Below are 2,356 nucleotides of genomic sequence, written 5' to 3' on the forward strand. Positions count from 1 at the left end.
GAACTCGCCTTCCCGGGCCACCAGATGATGCGGCTGTCCATGGACCTCGCCACCGGAACGGCCGGCTGTCTGCTCGCGCTCGCCTCCGCGCGGCCCCGCCCCGCCGGCGAGCGCCCCGCACAGCTGCCCTTCCTGCCGCCCCCCGGGGCGCCCCAGAGCCGGCTCCACAGTGCTGTGGAGTCGTGACACAACCGTTCCACCAGTTCCACAAACTGTCCCCATTGAAAGGAAGAACCATGGCGCTTCTCGACCTGCAGAACATGGAGTCCGACGAGCTGCACGGCGGCGGTGGCGGCGGCGCGAGCACCGCGAGCCTGCTCTCCTGTGTCAGCGCTGCCAGTGTCCTCCTGTGCCTGTGACATCAGGTCAGAGGTAGCCGGTATCCGGTAACCGCTCCGGGCGGGCCCTCTCATGCACCGGGAGGGCCCGCTCGCCGCATCCACCCCACGGAGCCCTTCGCCCCATGGCCGCCCACGCCCTGCGCGGTGACCGGATCGTCTCCGACGCCACCCGGCACAGCGCCGCCCGCACCCTCTCCCTCGCCCTGCTCACCGTCGCGAGCACCGGCGCGGCCCTGCTGCTGCCCGCCGCCCTCGGCCACACCCTCGACCTGCTGCTCGCCCGGCGCGGCCCCGAAGCCGGCCGCTGGGTCCTGTGGTGCGCCCTGCTGCTGTGCGCCCCCGCCGTCCTCGACGCCCTGGACGACCTGCTCACCGGTACCACCGGCGCCCGCACCACCGCCTGGCTGCGCCACCGGCTGCTGCGGCACGTCCTCGCCGCCGGCCCCCGGGCCACCGCCCGCTTCACCCCCGGCGACCTCGTCACCCGGCTCGTCGGCAACGCCGCTCACGTCGGCACCGCCCCCGCCACCCTTGCCGCGACCGTCGCCTCCGTCGCCGGACCGCTCGGCGCCATCGTCGCGCTCGGCCTCATCGACCCCTGGCTCGCCGTCACCTTCCTCGCCGGCGCCCCCGTCCTCGCCCTGCTGCTGCGCGCCTTCACCCGCGCCTCCACCGACTGCCTCACCGGCTACCAGCGGCTCCAGGGCGACCTCGCCGGCCGCCTCGTCGAGGCCCTCGACGGCGCCAGGACGATCGCCGCGGCCGGCACCGCCGACCGGGAGGCCGCCCGCATCCTCGCGCCCCTGCCCGAACTCTCCCGCCAGGGCCACCGCATGTGGCACGTCCAGGGCCGCTCCACCGCCCAGGCCGCCACCGTCGTGCCGCTCCTGCAGATCGCCGTCCTCGCCGTCGCCGGACTGCGCCTCGCCCAGGGCGGCCTCAGCGTCGGCGACCTGCTGGCCGCCTCCCGCTACGCCGTCCTCGCGGCCGGCGTCGGCATGCTCGTCGGGCACGTCAACGCCCTCGTCCACGCCCGCACCGCCGCCGACCGCCTGGCCGAGGTCCTCGGCGCGCCGACGCCCGCCCACGGCACGCGCCCCCTGCCCACCGGCGGCGACGGCACCCTGCGGCTGCGCGGCGTCACCGCCTCGCGAGACGGCCGGCGCGTCCTGCACGGCATCGACCTGCACGTGCCGGGCGGCACGACCCTCGCCCTCGTCGGCCGCGCCGGCTCCGGCAAGTCCCTCCTGGCCGCCCTGGCCGGCCGGCTCGCCGACCCCGACACCGGCACCGTCGAACTCGACGGCGTCCCCCTGCCCGAACTCGGCCACGCCGCCCTCCGCCAGGGCGTCACCTACGCCTTCGCCCGCCCCGCCCTGCTCGGCGGCACCGTCGGCGGCACGATCGCCTACGGCCTGACCACCGCCGCCCCCGGCACGGTCCGCGCCGCCGCACGGGCCGCCTGCGCGGACGACTTCATCCGCCGCCTCCCCGACGGCTACGCCACGCCGTGCGCCGCCGCGCCGCTGTCGGGCGGCGAGACCCAACGCCTCGGCCTCGCCCGCGCGTTCGCCCACGCGGGCCGCGTGGTCATCCTCGACGACGCGACGTCCAGCCTCGACGCCCCCACGGAACTCCGCATCGGCACGGCGCTGACGACCGCCGTCACGCCGGGCACCCGCCTCCTCATCGCACACCGCCCCACGACGGCGTCCCGCGCGGACACGGTGGCCTGGCTCGAAAACGGCCGAATCCGAGCGATCGCGCCGCACGCGCACTTGTGGAACGACGCGGAGTACCGGGCGGTGTTCGATGAGTGACCCCACACGGTCCCGCAGGGAACCACGGACCCCGCCCCCGCACGGCCGCCCCGCGCCAACGCGGTTGTGGGCAGTCGTCCCGCAGGGCGGGACGGGTGGGCACAACCACCCACGGTGTGCACCTGCTCAAGGCGCGGCCCGGTGGGTTCGATTGGTGCGGCCCGGTGGTCCGGTTGTGCCCACCCGTTCCGCCCC

3 protein-coding genes are annotated in these 2,356 nt (G+C 76.4%); all 3 read left to right on the plus strand.

What is annotated here, in order from left to right:
- The coding region (locus AB0K09_RS32555; RefSeq protein ID WP_366068996.1) for a hypothetical protein at positions 1-186 on the plus strand (186 nt) is incomplete at its 5' end.
- A gap of 50 nt (positions 187-236) precedes the next feature.
- Positions 237-359 carry a SapB/AmfS family lanthipeptide gene (locus AB0K09_RS32560; RefSeq protein ID WP_366068998.1) on the plus strand — a complete coding sequence of 41 codons (123 nt, stop codon included), beginning with the start codon at positions 237-239 and terminating at the stop codon, positions 357-359.
- 104 nt (positions 360-463) lie between these two features.
- Positions 464-2,161, plus strand: coding sequence for an ABC transporter ATP-binding protein (locus AB0K09_RS32565; protein WP_366068999.1), 1,698 nt, complete (start codon positions 464-466; stop codon positions 2,159-2,161).
- Positions 2,162-2,356: the final 195 nt, after the last annotated feature.

The sequence above is a fragment of the Streptomyces sp. NPDC049577 genome, assembly GCF_040675635.1.
Lineage (GTDB): Bacteria > Actinomycetota > Actinomycetes > Streptomycetales > Streptomycetaceae > Streptomyces.